The sequence below is a fragment of the Achromobacter xylosoxidans A8 genome (assembly GCF_000165835.1).
Taxonomy (GTDB): domain Bacteria; phylum Pseudomonadota; class Gammaproteobacteria; order Burkholderiales; family Burkholderiaceae_B; genus Achromobacter; species Achromobacter xylosoxidans_B.
The window spans coordinates 6,880,371-6,899,265 of sequence record NC_014640.1 but is presented as its reverse complement, the minus strand read 5'-3'; the positions used below and the strand labels follow the sequence as shown (position 1 = coordinate 6,899,265).

The window sequence follows — 18,895 nt, the reverse complement described above, 5'->3', positions numbered from 1 at the left end:
GGAGACAACGATGAAAGCAACGGGGATTTTTTCCACCTTGTCCAAGGCGGCCGTCTTGTGCGCGCTGGCTGTGGGTGCGCAGGCCTACGCCCAGGACATCAAGATCGGCTTTAACGGCGACCTGTCGGCCTCGCCGTCCGCGCAAAGCGGACAGGCCGCGGTGCTGGGCCTGCGCACGGCCATCGACGACATCAATGCCAACGGCGGCCTGCTCGGGCGCAAGCTGGTACTGGTGGTGCGCGACGACCTGTCGCAGCCGCCCAAGTCGATCCAGAACATGACCGACCTGATCGATAACGAGAAGGTCGTGGCCATCGTCGGCCCCACCAATTCGGGCAATGCGCTGGCCTGGAAGCACATCCCGAACCAGAAGAAGATTCCCGTCATGGGCGCCATCGGTTCCGGCACCGACATCACCAAGCCCATGCGCGCTGGCGCCGACAACTACATGTTCCGCGTCGGCATGGTGGATCGAGAACAAGTGGACGGCGTGATCGGCTACCTGAAGAAAAATCCCAAGGTCAAGAACGTGGGCTTCATGATCGAGACCACTGGCTACGGCCAGAGCGCGCTCAAGGACCTGGAGGAAGTCGGCGCGGCGCAGGGCGTCAAGGCCGTGGCGGTCGAGAAGTTCGGCGTGGCCGATACCGACATGACGTCGCAGTTGAACAAGCTGAAGGCCGCAGGCGTGGATACGGTGGTGATCTGGGCGCAGAGCACGCCTATCGCCCACGTGTTCCGCAGCATGGAGAAGATCAACTGGTTTCCGTTGACGCTGACCTCTTGGGCCGCGGACAACATCGCCTTCTACGACACGGCGGGCAAGACCTTGTCGGAGAAGCCCTTCTTCCTGCGCACCATCACCGACAACCGCACGCCCGCGCAGCAGAAGCTGTATGACCGCGTATCGGCCAAGATGACCTCGCCCACCGCGTTCGGCTTCCTGGCGCATGCGTATGACGGGATGAACCTGCTGGGCATGGCGATCAAGCAGGCGAACTCTACCGATGGCGACAAGGTGCGCCTGGCGCTGGAGAACCTGGATGGCACCTATGAAGGCGCGATGAAGACCTACACCAAGCCGTTCTCGGCCACGACGCATGACGCGCTGCTGGTGAGCGACTACAAGTGGGCACATTGGCAGGACGGCAAGCTGGTGCCCTATGCGGACGACGTGACCGTCGCCGTTGCCAAGTAGAAGCAGGACAGCGACAGGGATAGGGAGCCGTCATGTTGGCGACATTGTTGCAGGCGCTCGTCAGCGGGCTGGCCGTGGGAGGCGCGTATGCGCTGGTGGCGCTGGGTTTCAGTATCACGTTCACCACCACGCGCACGCTCAATTTCGGACATGGGGAGTTCGTGTCCGTGGGCGCGTTCATCGGGGTCGGCGCCTTGTTCCTGTTGGCCGGCAAGCCGGTCACCACCGCAGCCTTCACGGGCCTGGCGCTGAGCGGCTGGGAGTATCTGCTGGCCGGGCTGGCGGCGGTGCTGGTGATGGGCTTGTTGGGCGTGTTGCTGTACGTGTTCGGTGTGCGGCCATTCGCTTCGCGGCCGGGCATGGCGTGGGTCATGAGCACGCTTGGCTTCGGCATACTCCTGCAGAGCGCCGCGTTCGCGGTTTGGGGGCCGGCGCCCGTCACGGTGCCCGCGCCCTTTGGCGATGAGGTGATCCGCGTGTTCGGCGCAGGCGTGCGCAGCCAGGAGCTGCTGCTGCTCGCGGTGGCGGTGGCCGTGATGGTGTTGTTCGACCGGATCATGAACCGGACCATGCTGGGCAAGGCGATGCGGGCGGTGGCCGCCAATCCCGCGGTGGCCAACCTGATGGGCATCAATGTGAACGCGGTAATGACCGGGGCCTTCTTCGCCAGCTCGGCGCTGGCCGGGTTGGCGGGGTTTCTGGTTGCGCCGATCACGTCGGCCTCGATTTTCATGGGCCTGGCGATCGGCCTCAAAGGCTTTTCCGGCGCGATGATAGGCGGCCTGTCGAATCCGCGCGGCTGCGTGCTGGGGGGATTTGTGCTGGGGCTGCTGGAGTCCTATGTGAACCTTTGGCAGTCGCAATGGCGCGAGGTAGCGATTTTCGGGCTGGTGATCCTGGTGCTGGCGGTCAGGCCTACAGGCCTGTTTGGCAAGCGCCTGGTGGAGAAGGTATGAACCGGCACGGGCAGTCCTTGATTACCGTGGCGTTGGCGGCGGCGCTGGCCGCATTCGCGGCTCTCGTGGACAACGACTACTACCTGCGCATCGTGTTCATGGCCTGCGTGTACTACCTGTGCGCGGCGGGCGTGAACGTGCTGGTGGGCTATGCGGGGCAGAAGTCGTTGGGCCAGGCGGGACTGTTTGCCGCCGGCGCCTACACGGCGGCCTTGCTGACCTCGCGCTGGCAGGTCGATCCCTGGCTGGCCTTGGCGGCGGCGCCCGTGGTGGCTGGGGTGTTCGGCGTATTGATCGCCTTGCCGTCGCTGCGCGTGAAGGGGCCTTACCTGGCCATGGTGACGCTGGCCTTCGGTATCGTGATGGAGAAGATCGTCACCGAATGGGTGGACGTGTTCGGCGGCCCTTCGGGCCTGTTCGGCATCATGCCGCTGACCTGGGGCGGGAACGCATTCACCAATCAGCAGTGGGTGTGGTTCGCGCTGGTGCTGTGCGTGGCGACGCAGCTGTTGTTGCGCAACGTGCTGGATGGGCGCTTCGGGCGTGCGCTGCTGTCGGTGCAGGCCGACGAGATCGCCTCGTCCTCCGTCGGGGTGCGCGTGTATCGCGCCAAGGTCATCGCGTTCGTGGTGGCGGCGGTGACTTGCGGCATCGCGGGCGCGCTGGTGGCGCAGCAGAACCAGTACATCAACTCGGATTTCATCGGCTTCAACCTGTCGATCTTCATCCTGCTGCTGGTGCTGTTCGGCGGGGCGGGATCGAAGGCGGGGCCGGCAGTGGGCGCGATCGCGCTGACCATTATCGACGCGCTGCTGGCACGCTGGCCGTCGGTGCAACACTTCTTCTACGGTGCGTTGCTGTTGTTCGCGCTGTACTTCATGCCGGGCGGCGTGATGGGGCTGTTCTCGCGCCGCGCGCGGCGGGTGGCGGACGCACGGCCGCAAGGAGCGGGCGAGGCCGCGACGCCGGCCGTGGCCAAACCGGCGGCCCCAGCGCAGGAGGATCTGCTGCTGGTGGTGGAGAGCCTGTGCAAGGCCTACGGCGGCGTGAAGCCGGCGCAGGACATTTCCTTCTGCCTGCGGCGCGGCCACGTGCACGCACTGATCGGGCCGAACGGCGCGGGCAAGAGCACGCTCATCAACATGCTCAGCGGCGTGGTGCTGCCGGACGCGGGCGTGGTCCGCTTCCAGGGCACGGACATCGCGGGCGAGCGGCCGCACGTCATCTGCAAGCTGGGCATAGGCCGCAGCTTCCAGAACCTGCGCCTGTTCGGCGAGCTGTCGGTGCTGGACAACGTGCTGCTGGGCCGCCACAGCCGCATGAAGAACGGCTTCTGGGCGTCGCTGCTGGGACTGCCCGGCGCGCGCGCCGAGGAGCGCCGCGCGCGCGAACACGCCTACCGGCTGGTGCGCATGGTAGGGCTGGAGCATCTGGCCGATACGCCGGCGGGCAGCCTGCCCTACGGCTTGCAACGGCGCGTGGAACTGGCGCGCGCCTTGGCGACCGAGCCGACCCTGCTGCTGCTGGATGAGCCGGCTGCAGGGCTTAACCCGCAGGAGACGGCGGAACTGGGCGAACTGCTGGTGCGCGTCGGCGCGTCCTGCGGCATCACGCTGTTGATGGTCGAGCATCACATGGATCTGGTGATGGCGATCTCCGATCACGTGATCGTGCTGGACTACGGCATCAAGATCGCCGAGGGCAAGCCCGCGCAGGTGCAGGCGGACAAGCGCGTGATCGAGGCGTATCTCGGAACCGGCATGGCCTGAGGCCAGGCCATTTGCGTATGAACAGGCCGTAGACGATGCTGAAACTAGAATCCGTGCAGATTTCGTATGGCGCCATCCAGGCGGTGCGCGACGTGTCGCTGGAGATCCGCGCGGGCGAGATCGTGACCATCATCGGCGCCAATGGCGCGGGCAAGAGCACGCTGTTGAAGGGTGTGGCGGGCCTGGAGCCCTTGCAGGGCGGACGCGTGACCTTCGACGGACGCGACATCACGCAGGTGGCGGCGCATCAGCGCGTGGGCCTGGGTCTGGCGCTGTCGCCGGAAGGGCGGGGCGTGTTCGCGGACCAGACGGTCTACGACAACCTGGTGCTGGGCGGCTATACGCGGCGCAGGGACTCCGCAGCCGTGGCCGCGGGCGTGGAGCGCGGCTACCGGCTGTTTCCGCGGCTGCGCGAACGGCGTGAGCAACTGGCCGGCACGCTGTCCGGCGGCGAGCAGCAGATGCTGGCGATGGCGCGCGCCCTGATGAGCGAACCGCGCCTGCTGTGTCTGGACGAACCGTCACTGGGGCTGGCGCCCCTGATCGTGCAGGACATTTTCGCGGCCATCCGCAAGCTGCGCGACGACGGCCTGACCATCGTCCTGGTGGAGCAGATGGCCAACCAGGCGCTGGGCGTGGCGGACCGGGCCTATGTGCTGGAGACCGGGCGCATCACATTGAGCGGTACGGGCGCGGAACTGCTGCGCGATCCCAACGTGCGTGCGGCCTACCTCGGCGCGCATTGAGTCCGGCACGCAGGCGCGATACCATGTCCGCAGCGCCGCGTGGGCGGCGCACTCCACTCCCTTCCAGGCCGGCGCCCGTGACGTCCCCGACAGTTGATGCAAGCCAGGACCGCACAGGTCTTATCTATCTTCAATTGATGTTCGTCATGGCCACTTGGGGCCTGAACATCGTCTCGGTCAAGTACCTGACGCTGCACATGGATGTGCAGGCCCTGGCCGCCGTGCGCATCGTCATTGCGTTCATCACCGTCACCCTCATCATCAAGGCCCGCCGTGGCCGCATCCCCAGGCTGGGCCGTGCTGAACTGGGCTGGGTCGCGCTGGCGGGATTCCTGGTCGTGTATGCCCACCAGATGGCGCTGGTGACAGGCCTGCGGGTGTCGTCGGCGGCGAACGGTACGCTCATCATGGCGACCAGCCCCTTGCTGTCGGCGCTGCTGGCCGCCATCTTCTATCGCGAGAGACTGACGCTGGTGCGTATCGCCGGCGCCTTGCTGGGCCTCTTGGGCGTGGGCATGGTGGTGGTCGGCAGCGGCGCGCAGATCGGCCTGACGGGCTGGGGCGACGCCATCGTGTTCGTGGCGGTGCTGGTGTTCGTGTGCGGCGGGCTGGTGATCCAGCGCATGTCGCGCAGCATGGATCCGCTGGGCATGCTCTGGTACATGTACCTGGCCGGCGGCCTGATGCTGGTGGTGCACGCGGCGCTGACGCCCGCGTCTTACCAAGGCGATACCTGGCAGATGACGTGGTGGCCGTGGCTGGTGCTGCTGTTCTCGGCGGTGATCGCCTCGGGCGTCAGCAACATCGTCTGGAATGCCGGGATTGCGCGGCTGGGCATCAGCCGCGCCGCCTTGTTCGTGAACTGGCTGCCGATCTTCGGCCTGCTGTTCGCGGCCCTGTTCCTGGACGAGCACGTCACGCCCACGCACGTCGCGGGGCTGGCCTGCGTGCTGGCGGGAACCTGGCTGGGATTGCGGCGCGGGGCGCCGGTGGCGGGCCGCAGTGCGGCCGCAAAGACCTGAATGCAGCGGGCGTCGCGGGCGGCCTGCGTTGGCCGCGCCCGCGATGCCGTCAGCGCTTAGCGCTGGCTTTTCAACAGCTTCGCGGCTTCGATCGCGAAGTACGTCAGGATGCCGTCGGCGCCGGCGCGCTTGAACGCCAGCAGCGCTTCCATCATGACCTTGTCGTGGTCCAGCCAGCCGTTGGCGGCGGCGGCCTTGATCATGGCGTATTCGCCGCTGACCTGGTAGGCGAAGGTCGGCACGCGGAACGTGTCCTTGACCCGGCGCAGCACATCCAGATACGGCATGCCGGGCTTGACCATGACCATGTCGGCGCCTTCCTGCAGGTCGGCCGCGACTTCGCGCAGCGCTTCGTCGAGGTTGCCCGGGTCCATCTGGTAAGCCATCTTGTTGGACTTGCCCAGATTCGTGGCCGAGCCCACGGCATCGCGGAACGGGCCGTAGAAGGCGCTGGCGTACTTGGCGGAGTAGGCCATGATCTGCGTGTGGATGTGGCCCTTGGCTTCCAGCGCGCGGCGCACGGCGCCGATGCGGCCATCCATCATGTCGCTGGGGGCGACCATGTCGACGCCGGCCTCGGCCTGCGTGAGCGCCTGCTTGACCAGGATTTCCACCGTGGCTTCGTTGATGACGTAGCCGTTCTCGTCGATGACGCCATCCTGGCCATGGCTGGTGTACGGGTCCAGCGCCACGTCGCACAGGATGCCCAGTTCGGGGACCTGCTTCTTCAGTTCGCGCACCACGCGCGGGATCAAGCCATTGGGGTTGGTGGCTTCGATGCCGTCAGGCGTCTTGAGCGAGGGATCGATGGCGGGGAACAGCGCCAGCACGGGAATGCCCAGTTCCACACATTCCCGGGCCACGGGCAGCAGCGTGTCCAGCGAGTAGCGGACCACGCCCGGCAGGGACGGCACGGCTTGCTGCAGGCCGGTGCCTTCGGCCACGAACACGGGATAGATCAGATCGTTGACCGTCAGCGCGTTCTCGCGCACCAGGCGGCGGGTGAAGTCGTCGCGGCGCAGGCGGCGCGGGCGGGATACCGGGAATTCAGGGGAGATGATCTGCGGGTTCATGGTACGACCTTGGGAGAAATCCAGTTTTCTATATGCGCGCCCGCCTCTTCGAGGCCGATGCGTTCCGGCGCCGAGAAGGGGATGGTGTGCAAGGCGCCGATGTCGGCCAGGTCCTTGCGCACGGAGAACACGGTGCGCATGCGCTGGCCGTAAGGCAGCTTGTCAGCCTTGGTCAGCAATGCCAGCACCGGGCGTCCGGTGGGCGCGATGAAATTGGCGAGGCGGCGGTCCAGTTCGGTGACGCCGCGGCGGATGTCGATAAGCAGCACGATGCCGACCAGCGATTCGCGGTCGCGCAGATAGCCGCCCAGGATGTCGGCCCACTTTTCTTTCTCGTTGCGGGCCACGGACGCGTAGCCGTAGCCAGGCAGGTCGACAAGAAAACCGATGTGGCCTTCCGGATCCAAGGGGTCGGGCAGGCCGAACATATTGATCAAGCGCGTGCGGCCCGGCGTCTTGCTGGAGAAGGCAAGGCGGCGCTGGTTGCACAGCACGTTGATGGCCGTGGATTTACCGGCGTTGGAGCGGCCGACAAAGCAGACCTCGGGAGCGCCGGCGGCCGGCAACTGGTCGAGGCGAGCCGCGGAAGTGAGGAAAGAGGCGCGATGTAGGAGGGACACGGGTGGCTTTGGATACGGTTGGTTTCGAGCCCTATTGTATAATCCGGCGTTTGCAACAGTGGTCCCCGTGCGCGGAGCCGTCTTTTTTGCTTACTGTTTCGCTTGCTGAATGCTTTATCCGGCAAGTTCGCAGCAACATCGCAGGCAGGAAGGCAAAACAGGTTCGATACGGTATTCCAGGGTGTGCGGGCAGGCGTGGGCGCCTTTTTGCGCCTTGATCGATGCGATCGTCGAGGTCTTCATGAAGCGTGTGCTGTCCCGGATGTTGGTTGCGAGCGGGCTGTTGCTCGGCGCCTCCGCCTTATCTACTACGAGTTTCGCCGCCGAAGGCGCTGCGGGCCCGGTAAAACCAGATGCCGCCAAGGGCGGACAGCTGTTTGACCAGGGCGATGCGGCCAGGGGCATCATCGCCTGTGCGTCCTGTCATGGCGCGGCGGGCAATAGCACCATACCGGTGAACCCCAACCTGGCCGCGCAGTCCCACGAGTACCTGGCCAAGCAATTGGCGGACTTCCAGATCAAGCCTGGCGCCAAGCTGCCGGTGCGCAACGGCGCGGGCGGCAATCCCACCCCGATGACGGCCATGGCGCAGAATCTGACGCCCGCCGACATGCAGAACATCGCGCTGTACCTGGCGCAGCAGCCGCTCAAGGAGCCCGCCACGGCCGGCCAGGAGAAGCTGGTTGATCTGGGTCAAAAGATCTGGCGCGGCGGTTTGCCGGATCGCAAGGTTCCGGCGTGCGCCTCGTGCCATTCTGCCAATGGCGCAGGCATTCCCAGCCAGTACCCCCGGCTGTCGGGCCAGTTCCCCATGTACATCGAAGAGCAGCTGAAGCTGTTCCGCAGCGGCGACCGCAAGAACGACGTCATGTTCGCCATCGCGGACCGCATGTCGGACGCGGACATCAAGGCCGTGTCGGATTACGCCGCCGGCCTGCGGTAGGCGTCAGCCCGCCACGCGCGCGGCTGGTCCGCGTTCTGCAAACCTGGCGCAGCGGAACCTCGTTCCGCCGCGCGCTGTCTATGAGGGGGGTAGCCGATAGCGCGGCCCCCCTTTTTTCATGAATTCGACACGTACACACTCCCGTCCCTCCCTGCGCAGCCTGCCCGGCGATTTCTTCGAATTGCTGGGCTCGATGCGTTTTGCCGTCAGCTTGCTGATGTTTATCTGCGTGGCGAGCCTGGTGGGGACCGTGCTGCAGCAGAACCGCTCGTCGAACAACTACATCGACCAGTTCGGGCCGTTCTGGTTTGAAGTGTTCGACAAGTTTTCCATCTGGCACGTCTACAACAGCTGGTGGTTCCTGCTGATCATGGGCTTTCTGGTCGTGTCGACCTCGGTCTGCCTGATCCGCAATGCGCCCAAGATGCTGCGCGATGCGCGCTCGTTCCGCGAGCATGTGCGCGCCAGCAGCCTGCGCGCCTTCCCGCACCGCGTCGAAACCGAAGAACCCACCGACGTGCCGCAGACCGCTGCGGGCCTGAAATCCCTGCTGGGCCGGCTGGGCTATGCCGTGCGCGAACGCCAGGATGCGGATGGGGTGCTGCTGGCGGCCAAGAAGGGCAGCGCCAACCGGCTGGGCTATGTGTTCGCCCACGCCGCCATGGTCATCATCTGCATCGGCGGCCTGCTGGACAGCGAATTGCCGGTGCGCCTGCAGGTCATGTTCGGCGACAAGAAACCCATCGTCGAAAACATGCTGATCTCGGAAGTGCCGGAAAGCGGTCGCCTGTCGGTCGACAACCCGAGCTTCCGCGCCAGCGTGCTGGTGCCCGAGGGCGGCCAGGCCAGCACCGCGGTCGTGATGGTGGGCGACGGCGCCCTGGTGCAGCCCATGCCCTTCACGCTGAAGCTCAAGAAGTTCGTGGTCGACTATTACTCCACCGGCATGCCCAGCCGCTTCGCCAGCGAGGTCGAGGTCACCGACCCGGATACCGGCAAGAGCTTTGATTCCACCATCGAGGTCAATGAGCCGCTGCGCTTCAAGGGCATGACGGTCTACCAGTCCAGCTTCGACGACGGCGGCAGCACGGTGGTGCTGAAAGGCTACCCGCTAGTAGGATCTGACCCCGCTACCTTTGCCGTTGACGGTACGGTGGGCAAGACCAGCGAAGTAACCGCTCACACTGCTCGTGGCGCGCGTAGCATGGGCGTTGAAATCACCGCCCTGCGGCCCATCAACGTGGAAGACCTGACTCGCGGCGACCCCAAGGGCGGCAACCAGAGCTTCGCCGAACACGTCGCGTCGGTGTCCGGCAGCGCCGCGGGCAAGAAGAACGAAAACCTGCGCAACGTCGGCCCCAGCGTCGAATACAAGCTGATCGACGACGCCGGCCAGGCCCACGAATTCCAGAATTACATGCTGCCCGTGGAACTGGACGGCGCCGCCGTGTTCCTGGCCGGGGTGCGCAACAACGCCTCCGAACCCTTCCGCTATCTGCGCATTCCGGCGGATGACGACAGCTCGATCGCCGAATTCATGCGACTGCGCGCGACCCTGGCCGACCCCGCGGCGCGCCAGGAAGCCGCGCGCCGCTTCGCGGAACGCAACAGCCCGGCGGGGATGGATCGCCAGCCGCTGCAGACGGCTGCCGAGCGCGCCCTGGAAACCTTTGCCTCCGGCGGTCTGCAGGCCGTGGCGGCGTTCCTGCAGGCCAACACGCCGCCGCAGGACTTGGAACGAGCGGCCGACGTGGTGATCCGCCTGATCGGCGCCAGCATGAATGAATTGCGTGCCATCGAGCGCGAGCGCGCCGGCTTGCCGGCGGTGGCCGTCGAGGGCCCGGACGCGGAACGCGCCGCGGTGTGGTCGCGGCTGGCGGTGGCGGCGCTGTCGGACCTGACCGTCTACCCGGCGCCGGTGTTCCTGTCGCTGGCGGATTTCCAGCATGTACAAGCCAGCGTGTTCCAAGTCAGCCGCACGCCGGGCAAGAACACCGTGTACCTGGGCAGCCTGCTGCTGGTCCTGGGTGTGTTCTCGATGTTCTATATTCGAGACCGCCGCATCTGGATCTGGGTCAAGCCGCAAGGCAACGGCAGCAGCGTCCTGGCGGCCATGACGTCCCAGAAGCGTACACTCGACTTCAACCAGGAGTTCGAACGCTTCAAGCAGGCGCTGCTGCGCCAGAAGAGGTCTTAAGGTTTCCTATGTCCACTACGACCACTACGCATCCCTCCTCGCCGCAAGCGCGGGCCGCCTCGCCCGATCAGCTCTGGCAGGACGCCTTGTCCGAAACCGGCGACAGCCGCGCGCAGCGCGGCAGGCCTGACTGGACCGACGCCGTCTTCTTCCTGCTGCTGTCGGTGGGCGCGGGCTTCGCGCTGACCCGCTACAGCAACGCGATGGACTACTACGAGAAGATCATCCTGTGCGGCACCGTGCCGGTGCTGGCCTGGATGGGCTGGCTGTGGCGCCCGCTGCGCCACCTGATGATCGCCTGTGCGATTGCGGCCGGACTGGCGTTGATGCTGTACGGCAACGACCTGGCCCGGGCCGAGCAGGTGTTCTTCCTGAAGTACCTGTTCTCCTCGCAATCGGCGATCCTGTGGATGTGCGCGCTGTTCGCGCTGGCCATGGTCTGCTACTGGATCGGCTTCTTCAGTCCCACCGCCGCCTGGCTCGGCACGGCACTGAGCTGGGGCGCGGTGTTCGCCGGCGTCACCGGCCTCTTGGTGCGCTGGCGCGAGGGGCACTTGATGGGGCCGGACCTGGGCCACATCCCGGTCAGCAACCTGTACGAAGTGTTCGTGCTGTTCGCGCTGATCACGGCGTTGTTCTACCTCTACTACGAACGCAAGTACGCCACGCGCGCGCTGGGCGGCTTCGTGATGCTGGTGGTGACGTCGGCCGTGGTGTTCCTGCTGTGGTACTCGTTCACGCGCGACGCCGGGCAGATCCAGCCGCTGGTACCGGCGCTCAAGAGCTGGTGGATGAAACTGCACGTTCCCGCCAACTTCATCGGCTACGGCACGTTCTCGCTGGCGGCGATGGTGGGCTTTGCCTACCTGGTCAAGCAGCATGGGCAGACTACGTCCTGGGCCAAGCTGGCGCCGTTGTTCGTGCTGGGCGTGCTGCTGTGCGCCGAGCCCATGGTGTTCCGCACCGACGGCCTGTCGGCCACCTGGATGCTGTATTTCGGCGTGGGGGCGGTGATCGTGGGCGCCATCCTGCTGGGCCGCCGCCGCATCGCCGCGGCGCTGCCGTCGCTGGAGGTGCTGGACGACATCATGTATCGCGCCATCGCGATCGGTTTCGCGTTCTTCACGGTCGCCACCATCCTGGGCGCGCTGTGGGCGGCCGACGCCTGGGGCGCGTACTGGCAGTGGGACCCCAAGGAAACCTGGGCGCTGATCGTCTGGCTCAACTACGCGGCCTGGCTGCACATGCGCTTGATCAAGGGCCTGCGCGGCACCATGGCGGCCTATTGGGCGCTGATGGGGCTGCTGATCACCGGCTTCGCTTTCCTGGGCGTGAACATGTTCCTGTCGGGGCTGCATTCCTACGGCGAACTGTAGGCGGGCGCGGCCTGTTCAGGCCGTCAGCACGACCATCACAGGCTGCGGCGAGTACACCTTGAAGCCGGGCGCATTGATGGTGTTCTGCAAGGTCAGGCTGGTCATGCGGACGATGGGCGCGCCACGCACCAGCATGGTGAACGCGCCCGTCATGTAGCGCGACTGCCCCATGAAGGTCTGCGAGATCAGGCCGCCGCCCACGCCGGCGGTATCACCCAGCGTGACGGGTATCAGGGTCGCCATGTTGTGCACGGGCGCGGCCATCAACCATACGTTCCAGACCACCGGGATCCCCATGGACGATGTGGCCGTATCGATATGCGGCACCGGCGGCACGGGCGTCTTGCAGACATCCGGCACGCCCACGGCCAGGCTGGGCAACTGGCAGACTGCGAGCATATTTATCTCCTTGTGCGATGAGTGGGCGGCGATGCCGCACGCGGGGTCAAGTGGTGGCGCGCCCGGCCGACCAGAGTTCGGCTTCCAGCAGGGGCCCGTCGTTTTCGATGATGCCGCGGCGTTGCGTCCAGCGAGTGCCTTGCGTCAATGCGCGATGCATGCGCGTGCGCAGGAAGGTGGCATCGCGCAGGTCGGCCTGGCCCAGGTCGGCCAGCGAGAAATCGGCGTCGGTCAGATTGGCGCCGCGGAAATCGGCGTTGGCGCAACGCGCGCGCTGGAAGACACACAAGGAAAGGCTGGCGCCACGCAAGGAGGCGCCGTCCAACGTCGCCTCGGCCCAGATGGCGCCGTCGAAGCGGCCGCCTTGCAGGTCAGCGCCGCTCAGATCCGCCTGAGGGAACAAGCCTTGGGGCGCAGATGCTCCAGCGAAGCGCGCGTCGCGCAGTGATGCGCCCTTGAAGCCGGCCTGGCGCAGATCGGTATTGCGGAAATCCGCGGCATCCAGCTGGCAGTCGGTGAAATGGCAGAGCGGGTAGGCTTGCGAGGCGAAATCCTGGCCTGCCAGATTGCATTCGATGAACATGGTGCTTTCCGCGCTGGCGCCCGCCAGCGCGATGCTGCGCAGGTCCAGCTGGTGGAACAGGGTGAAGCTCATCCAGGCCTGCGACAGGTCGGCGCGTGCCAACGTGCTGCGCGAGAAGATCGAGCGTTCCAGGCGGGCAGACCGGAAGGAGGCGGCTTCGAGCGAGGTGGAGTTGAAGGAAGCCTCCCTCAGCTCGGCCTGTTCCAGGCTGGCCTGGCCCAGATCGCATTCGGTAAAACTGACGCCATGGGCGTGACTGCGGTCCAGCACCAGGCCGCGGGCCTGGCAGCGGAACAGCCGCGCTGTATCCAGATTGGCGCCGGCGGCGTTCAGGCCGGTCAGCACGCAGTTGATGAACTGGCTGTCCTGCAACTGGCAATCGCTCATCGTGGCGCCGCTCAAATCCACCTGGTCGAAAAATGCGCCGGCCAGATCCAGGCCGCGCAGGTCCTGGCCGGCCAGGCTGAGGTGCGCTATCGGTTCGCCATGGCGCACTTGGTCCAGCAATTGATCCAGGTTCATGCGGCGTTCTCCGGCTGCCGGGCGGGCCAGGGCTTGGCGCCCTGGGTATAGGCGTCGTCCAGTCCGGTGCTGCCGTCGATCAGCGCCTGCGCGACATCCGCGCGAAAGAGGTTGGCGCCTGTCAGATCGGCGCGCAACAGGATGGCCTTGCCGAGCAGGCTGTTGATCAGATTGGCGTTGCGCAGGCGCGCGCCAGTGAAATCGGCGCGTACGAAGTGTGTATCGGGGGCGGTGACGCTGCTGAGGTCCGCTTCCCGCAGGCTGCAGTTCGAAAAATCGCTGGCGGCAAGCTGCGCGCCGCGCATGTCGGCCCGGTCGAGCATGGCGCCGCGCGCGCTGCCCACTTTGAACTGCATTCCGCGCAGGCAGGCGCCGGCAAGCTCCACACGGCCGGCGAAGGCGCAGCCATCGAGCGTGCCGCTCTCCAGGCTGAAGCGGCCGGAAAACGCCACGTCCATGAAGCTGACGCGCTGCAGGTCCGCGCGGGAAAAATCGGCGTTCGCCATTGTTCCTTGCATGAACACGCATTGATTCAGCCGCGCGCCGTGAAAGCGGCAGTCTTCGAAATTGGCATTTATCGTGGCCCATTGCTCGAACGAAGCGCCGCTCAGGTCGCAGCCGCGCAGGCGAGCCTGATGCAGGCGTCCCAGCAACCAGGTGCTGCCGGCAAAGCGGCATTCTTCGCAGTTCGCATGGTCCCAGGTAGTGTCCTGGATCCGGCTGTCCGTGAAATCCGTCTGCACGCATTGCGTGCGGCCCAGGTTCGCGCGCGACATATCGGCGCCGCGCATGCTGGCGCGTGTCAGGTCGGCGCCGGCAAGCACGGCGTCGGTCAAGTTGCAGCCATCCAGGCGCGCGTCGGCGAGCTTGGCGCCGGCCAGTATGGCGCGCTGGAAGTCGACACCGGAAAGATCCATTCCGCTCAGATCCGCGCCGGTCAGGTTCATATCCCGGCAATCGCGGTTGCCTTTCAGGCGCGCTTCCAGCTTCATGCGTGTGCGCCGCGCGCGCAACGGCGGCATGGGCGGGGGCGGCGCAAACTGATGCGCCGATTGTTGATATGCCTGATGCACCTGCGGACCCAGGGTCTGGCCGAGCGGCGGCGGCGAACCCGGGGCGTCCTGCGCGCCACGTCCGGCCTGCGTGTGAGGGTTGGCGTCGAAGTCGGCGATATGCCGCTTCACCACGCGCGGATCGAAGCCGGCCGGCAGCTTGCCGTCATCGTCCAGCTTGCGCAGCGCGTCCATGTCGACGCCCGCGACTGCAACCATGGACGGCAGGTTGGGGTCGGCCAGGGCACGCGCCGCGGGGCCGCTGGACAAGCGTTTGGCCTCCTCCAGCTCCTGCTGCATGCGCAGTATCGTCTGCGGCAGATCGGACAGGCTCGGCGCTTGCGGTGGCGGCTCCAGGGGAACCATGTACAGATCGGGATCCAGGCCTTGGGCGAGCAGCGATTCGCGTTCGCGGGCATGGCGCCGGGCTGCGCCGGCATAGATGTTGCGATTCGACGGCCGCTGTACGGTAGCCTCCATTGCGGCTTGCGGCAGTTCGCCGCAGATGTCTTCCGGCACCAGCTGTGCATCGAGCAAGGCGTAGACGGCGCCGAGCTCCGCATCGAGGCGCTGCCCCACCACGGCCTGATAATGGGCCATATCGCGGGCCTGGCCGGCGTGTTCGAGCGCGGGCATGAGGTGCAGGATATCGGCCGCGTCGTCTTCGCGCACCGGCAGCGCGCCATGCCAGATCAGCGCAAGTTGTGCGCGGTCGGGGAAGAACCAGGCCGTAGTCAGGCGCAACGCGACTTCTTCAAGTGCGTTGCCATCGGCATGGCGGCTGACGAAGCAGCGGGCGCGCCAATCGGGCAAGCGGCCCCGCTGCACCGGCTGGTCCGGGTGCATGTTCCATAGCTCGTACTCCGTGCCGCCGGCCAAGGCCGCGTTGGGAGCGCCCCATTGGTCGGCCGGGGCGGCGTTGAAGAAGCGCCAGTCCATGTCGGATGCGAAGCCGGGGAAGTCATGCTCCAGCCACTGTTGGCCATATTGGCGGCCCAGCAGCGCGGCCCGTTGGGGCCAGTCCATGGGCATGGCTGTGAAACCGGCGGGCGCCACGCGCTGGGAGGGCGATGCGATGCGCTCTTGCGGGTGTTCGATGTTGGGGAGCCTGCGCACGCGCACGCCGTTGATGTCTTCTTCCTGTGCGCCTAGGCCCAGCGGGTTTTCCGCGCAGCCTGGACCGCCATAGGCATGGCTCCAGTCCAGACGCATGCGTTCGAACGGCTGGGGGGCGGTGGCCTTGCCGTCCAGCCAATAGCGGTCGCCGAACACCAGCAGCGACTTGTCGATCGCGCCGACCTTCAGGCGCACGGCGCAGGCACCAGGGCTTGCCGGATCGTGCGGATAGGCGTGGCCCGCAACCAGCACCTCCGGACACAGCTTGGGCGTGGCCAGGTCCAGCAGGCCGCCGGCTTCGGCGCCCGCCAGTTTCCACAGTTCCTGGTCCATGAGCAACGTGGGTGTTTGCCTGATGTCGACCAGCGCGAAAACAGCGACGCCCAACATGTCGCGGCGCTGCCAGCGGTAGGGGCGGGTAAGCAGGCCCAGGCGTAGCGGCTTGATGGTTTTCATGGCTATCCGGTGGCCTGGTCCACGACGACCTCGCGGGTCGCGGGATCGACGCGCACCTGTATGGTTTTGCCAGCGCTGAAATCGCCCAGGTGCAGCGGCGACAGCGGCACGCTGAGTGTGCGTGACAGGGCAGGCGTGGCACCGGTGGCGAAGACTTCCAGGTCCAGTTCGACGATGAAGTACAAGGTGTCGCCGATGCGGCGGCGCGTGTCGCGCGCGGCGGTCACCCGCGCGGTGCCGGGCAGCCCGCTGGCGCGCAAGCCGTCCTGCCGCTGTACCTCCCTGCGCCCCGCCGCGCGGCGCTGGCGCTCGCGCCACAGCATGTATGCGGCCTGCGCCAGCGACAGCAGCAGGCCCAGCCACACCCACTTGGCCCAACTGGGCCAGGCGTTCAGGAAGTCGGACATGGCGGCCTCAGATGATGCTCCAGAGGCCCATCATCGAGGCGCCCAAGCCGACTTTTTCCGCGGCAACGGCGTCGAACTGATAGCTGGAGCCCGTGGTGCGGTAGGAAACCAGCTGGCCGATGCTGCTGACCAGGGCGTAGTTGGTGAAGGAACCGTTCAGCATGACCGTGGTGCGGAACAGCGCCAGGCGATGCATGCCGAATTCCGCCTTTGCCACCGCCAGGCCGATGGAGAACGGCGTGGCTTGCAGCCAGCTCTCCTTGGAAAGGTCTTTGACGTTAGCGGCGTCCAGCACGACGTCGGCAGGGGTCTTCAACGTGATGTTGCCGTCGGCCTTGACCAGCACGGTCGATCCTGTCGACTCCATGTCTATCTTGCCCTTGGCCTTCAGATCCATGGTGGAAGTCTCGGACTCCACCCGCATCGCGGTCTTGGCCTTGACGTCCATGTTCGCGTCGGTGGAAAGCAGTTCGACCTTGCCCTTGGCTTTCTCCGTGAGCGCGCCGGTCTTCACGTGATGCAGCGAGTCGCCTTCGTTCACGTAGACCTGCTCGCCGTTCTTCAACGTCTCCTTGAAGAGACCAGTGATCTCGCGTTCCTCGCCCTTGGCCGCGACAGTCGTCTTCAAGCCGTTGTCGAACTTCTCGTCCATCAGGCCGTCTTTCACATTGACCGTGCGCGACGCCTTGACGGTGTATTCCTCATGTCCCTTTACGAACACATCTCGGGTCTTTTCGACGCGCAGGTTGTCGGTGCCGGTGACCTTGATGTCGCGGTTGCCGCCGATCTTGGTGGTGTCGTTTTCGCCGATGGTGGTCGTGCGATTTACATCCGTCGTATGGAATTCGTTGGCTTCCACCTCGGTGCAGAGTTCGCGCTCCGCGTGCAGCCAGATGCGTTCGCTACCGCTCTTGTCCTCGAACATGAGCGCGTTCGCCGTCGCCGGCGTGCCGCTCTTGGAGCGGCTCAGGAAGCCGCTTTGCGTGGCATTGTCCGGCAGGTCCCAGGGCGGCAGATTGTTGGCGTTGAAGACGCGGCCGATCACGATGGGGCGGTCGGGCTGGCCGCCGATGAAGTCTACGATCACCTCATCGCGCACGCGCGGCAGCTGGATGCCGCCAAAGCCGCCGCCGGCCCAGGGGCTGGATACGCGCACCCAGCAGGAGCTGTTCTCGTCCTTCTTGCCGTAGCGGTCCCAATGGAACTGCACCTTGATGCGGCCCATCTTGTCCGTCCAGATTTCCTCTCCTTCCTTGCCCACCACCGTGGCGGTCTGCGGCCCATGGGTACGGGGAACTGGCGTGACACGGGGTGCGCGGAATTGCGTGCTGGACGGCAGCACGACGAACTCCAGGTCGAAACTGCCGGGGTCGGGCTGGCCGCTGGCATAGCCCGTTTCGCGGATACGGTAGTACGTGCTGACCACGAGATATTCGCGGTTCTCGGCCTGGCGCGGATGATTGCGCAGCGTGAAGAGATGGCCCGTGGCCAGCCCGCGCGCGTTGGATGCGCCGGCGCTCTGCTCTTTTCTGCATTGCAGATCTTCGAGTCGCACGCGCGTGTAGTGTTCCGCGTCGTCGGGGTTGGTGTAGCCGCCTTGCCATTCGTACATCTCCAGGTCGCCGTGGTCGTGGGCGCCGGGATTATTGCGGCGCGCCTCCAGGCTGGCGGCGGGCGTGAGCGGGTGGTAGTCCGTGGTGGCGAAGGCGCCGGGGGTGATCTGCTCGGCCACTTCCCATTTGTGGACATGGTCTTCGCGCGGGACGGTGATGCGGTCCGGCCCGTAGTAGGGGATCTGCTCGTAGTCCGCGACGGGTTCGTGCTGCGTGATGTCGTCGGTAAGCACCAGGGTGTGCTTGCCCTTGTCATGCTTGAACCAGAAGTAGATGCCTTCGTGCTCCATCAGGCGGCTGATGAAGGCGTAGTCGGTTTCCTGATACTGGACGCAATATTCCCAGTTGCGGTAGCTGTCCACCAGCTTGAACTCGACAGGATAGTCATAGTCCTTCAGCACTTCGCGGATGACGTCGGGCACGCTCTTGTTCTGGAAGATCTTGTTGTCCGAGGTCTGGGTCAGGTACCAGAGCCACGGGCGCACCGTGGCGCGATAGATGGTGTAGCGCGAGGTGTTGTTCTCGCGACCGACGAGGGCGCAGCGCGTGACGTGTCCGCCGAGATAGCGCGGCGCGGATGATCCGGTCTCGATCTCCAGCGTCAAAGGCTTGCCCAGTAGCGACTTCATGTCCAACGAGTACGACTCGGAGACCAGCTCGACCTCCAGCTCGAACAGTTGTGAAAGACTTTCGGCGCCATGCATGGCGCGGAACTTCAGCTGTTCCGGCGGCAGGGGCGTATGCGCCTTGACGACACGATCGCTGGGCACGTTGCGGTCCATCTCACCGTCTCCTTATGAGAATGCTGCGCCTGTTGTTGCGTGTGCTGCTTTGGATTTTTTCGCGG

General features: G+C 65.8%; 16 protein-coding genes. 8 read left to right on the top strand and 8 right to left on the bottom strand.

Going from position 1 to position 18,895, the window contains the following annotated elements:
- The first annotated feature begins 10 nt into the window (after positions 1 to 10).
- The 5 genes from AXYL_RS31735 to AXYL_RS31715 all read left to right on the top strand — a co-directional run bounded on the left by AXYL_RS31735 (position 11) and on the right by AXYL_RS31715 (position 5,691).
- Positions 11 to 1,198 (top strand): ABC transporter substrate-binding protein, encoded by a 1,188-nt coding sequence (locus AXYL_RS31735; protein ID WP_013396993.1) that lies wholly within the window; start codon positions 11 to 13, stop codon positions 1,196 to 1,198.
- Between the two features lie 32 nt (positions 1,199 to 1,230).
- Positions 1,231 to 2,154: a branched-chain amino acid ABC transporter permease gene (locus tag AXYL_RS31730; RefSeq protein WP_013396992.1), complete on the top strand. Its 924-nt coding sequence runs from the start codon at positions 1,231 to 1,233 to the stop codon at positions 2,152 to 2,154.
- A complete protein-coding gene (locus AXYL_RS31725) occupies positions 2,151 to 3,923 on the top strand; it encodes an ABC transporter permease subunit (protein WP_013396991.1) in 1,773 nt (590 codons plus the stop codon). The genes AXYL_RS31730 and AXYL_RS31725 overlap by 4 nt, the downstream gene beginning before the upstream one ends.
- 35 nt (positions 3,924 to 3,958) lie before the next feature.
- On the top strand, positions 3,959 to 4,669 hold the full coding sequence (locus AXYL_RS31720; RefSeq protein WP_013396990.1) for an ABC transporter ATP-binding protein: 711 nt from the start codon (positions 3,959 to 3,961) through the stop codon (positions 4,667 to 4,669).
- Between the two features lie 137 nt (positions 4,670 to 4,806).
- A complete protein-coding gene (locus AXYL_RS31715) occupies positions 4,807 to 5,691 on the top strand; it encodes a DMT family transporter (RefSeq protein WP_013396989.1) in 885 nt (294 codons plus the stop codon).
- 56 nt (positions 5,692 to 5,747) lie between these two features.
- On the opposite strand, the gene hemB is transcribed toward AXYL_RS31715, so the two are convergent.
- The 3 genes from hemB to AXYL_RS35430 all read right to left on the bottom strand — a co-directional run bounded on the left by hemB (position 5,748) and on the right by AXYL_RS35430 (position 7,627).
- Positions 5,748 to 6,764, bottom strand: a complete 1,017-nt coding sequence (gene hemB, locus AXYL_RS31710) for a porphobilinogen synthase (protein WP_013396988.1) — start codon at positions 6,762 to 6,764, stop codon at positions 5,748 to 5,750.
- Positions 6,761 to 7,384, bottom strand: a complete 624-nt coding sequence (gene yihA, locus AXYL_RS31705; RefSeq protein ID WP_013396987.1) for a ribosome biogenesis GTP-binding protein YihA/YsxC — start codon at positions 7,382 to 7,384, stop codon at positions 6,761 to 6,763. Before yihA ends, hemB begins: the two co-directional genes overlap by 4 nt.
- Positions 7,385 to 7,498: 114 nt before the next feature.
- On the bottom strand, positions 7,499 to 7,627 hold the full coding sequence (locus AXYL_RS35430) for a hypothetical protein (protein WP_255509206.1): 129 nt from the start codon (positions 7,625 to 7,627) through the stop codon (positions 7,499 to 7,501).
- On the opposite strand from AXYL_RS35430, the gene AXYL_RS31700 reads away from it, so the two are divergent.
- From AXYL_RS31700 to ccsB, 3 genes are all read left to right on the top strand, one after another.
- Positions 7,626 to 8,327 (top strand): c-type cytochrome, encoded by a 702-nt coding sequence (locus tag AXYL_RS31700; RefSeq protein ID WP_041656906.1) that lies wholly within the window; start codon positions 7,626 to 7,628, stop codon positions 8,325 to 8,327. The genes AXYL_RS35430 and AXYL_RS31700 overlap by 2 nt on opposite strands.
- 118 nt (positions 8,328 to 8,445) lie before the next feature.
- Positions 8,446 to 10,524, top strand: a complete 2,079-nt coding sequence (locus AXYL_RS31695) for a cytochrome c biogenesis protein ResB (RefSeq protein ID WP_013396985.1) — start codon at positions 8,446 to 8,448, stop codon at positions 10,522 to 10,524.
- Between the two features lie 8 nt (positions 10,525 to 10,532).
- Positions 10,533 to 11,900 carry a c-type cytochrome biogenesis protein CcsB gene (ccsB, locus tag AXYL_RS31690; protein ID WP_013396984.1) on the top strand — a complete coding sequence of 456 codons (1,368 nt, stop codon included), beginning with the start codon at positions 10,533 to 10,535 and terminating at the stop codon, positions 11,898 to 11,900.
- A 15-nt stretch (positions 11,901 to 11,915) separates the two neighbouring features.
- On the opposite strand, the gene AXYL_RS31685 is transcribed toward ccsB, so the two are convergent.
- From AXYL_RS31685 to AXYL_RS31665, 5 genes are read right to left on the bottom strand one after another with little or no spacing between them, the layout of a single operon-like run.
- Positions 11,916 to 12,299 (bottom strand): DUF4150 domain-containing protein, encoded by a 384-nt coding sequence (locus AXYL_RS31685; RefSeq protein ID WP_013396983.1) that lies wholly within the window; start codon positions 12,297 to 12,299, stop codon positions 11,916 to 11,918.
- A gap of 46 nt (positions 12,300 to 12,345) precedes the next feature.
- A complete protein-coding gene (locus AXYL_RS31680) occupies positions 12,346 to 13,404 on the bottom strand; it encodes a pentapeptide repeat-containing protein (RefSeq protein ID WP_013396982.1) in 1,059 nt (352 codons plus the stop codon).
- Complete coding sequence (locus tag AXYL_RS31675; RefSeq protein ID WP_013396981.1) at positions 13,401 to 16,028, bottom strand: DUF2169 domain-containing protein; 2,628 nt, start codon at positions 16,026 to 16,028, stop codon at positions 13,401 to 13,403. Before AXYL_RS31675 ends, AXYL_RS31680 begins: the two co-directional genes overlap by 4 nt.
- Positions 16,029 to 16,030: 2 nt before the next feature.
- Positions 16,031 to 16,435 (bottom strand): hypothetical protein, encoded by a 405-nt coding sequence (locus AXYL_RS31670; RefSeq protein ID WP_013396980.1) that lies wholly within the window; start codon positions 16,433 to 16,435, stop codon positions 16,031 to 16,033.
- Positions 16,436 to 16,442: 7 nt separating this feature from the next.
- Entirely contained in the window at positions 16,443 to 18,830 is a 2,388-nt protein-coding gene (locus AXYL_RS31665; RefSeq protein ID WP_013396979.1) for a type VI secretion system Vgr family protein, read from the bottom strand.
- Positions 18,831 to 18,895: the final 65 nt, after the last annotated feature.